The sequence below is a fragment of the uncultured Polaribacter sp. genome (genome assembly GCF_947503855.1).
GTDB lineage: Bacteria > Bacteroidota > Bacteroidia > Flavobacteriales > Flavobacteriaceae > Polaribacter.
The window spans coordinates 1-233 of sequence record NZ_CANNFF010000042.1 but is presented as its reverse complement, the minus strand read 5'-3'; the positions used below and the strand labels follow the sequence as shown (position 1 = coordinate 233).

The 233-nt window shown below is 38.6% G+C and carries 1 tRNA gene; it reads left to right on the top strand.

The annotated features are described in order from the left end of the window. Positions 1-74: transfer RNA gene (locus tag Q0662_RS11965), tRNA-Ala, on the top strand. Positions 75-233: the final 159 nt, after the last annotated feature.

The window sequence follows — 233 nt, the reverse complement described above, 5'->3', positions numbered from 1 at the left end:
GGGGGATTAGCTCAGTTGGCTAGAGCGCTTGCCTTGCACGCAAGAGGTCATCGGTTCGACTCCGATATTCTCCACAAGGCGATGTTTAGAGATAATTAATTATCAATAGCATCAAAAGTCAACACTGATAAATAATAGTCAGTGGCGACTCGCCACAGTTCATTGACATATTGGTAAAATGATATCGTAAGAATCAAATAAGATAGAGAGTTTAAAATAGAGATATTTTAGAC